Raw genomic sequence first — 254 nt, forward strand, 5'->3', positions numbered from 1 at the left:
CCGGAGACCGCGATGAAACCCACGGCGGCGGATACCGAGAACGGCATGCCACGCAGCAGCAATGCGGCGGCACCGCCGACCAGCGCCAGCGGCACGCAGGCGAACACCAGCAGCGCCTCCTTCACGTCGCGCAGGGCCAGGTACAACAGCAGGACGATCAGCGCGAACACCGCCGGAACCACCATCGCCAGCCGGCGCTCGGCGCGTTGCAGGTTCTCGAACTGGCCGCCCCAGCCCAGGTGGACGCCGGGCGG

The 254-nt window shown here is 71.3% G+C and carries 1 protein-coding gene; it reads right to left on the reverse strand.

The features are described 5' to 3' along the window. Positions 1–254: efflux RND transporter permease subunit (locus SB822_RS58955; RefSeq protein WP_410859357.1), on the reverse strand; the 254-nt coding region annotated here is incomplete at both ends.

Source organism: Paraburkholderia sp. SIMBA_054, from assembly GCF_046534875.1.
Taxonomy (GTDB): Bacteria; Pseudomonadota; Gammaproteobacteria; order Burkholderiales; family Burkholderiaceae; genus Paraburkholderia; species Paraburkholderia hospita.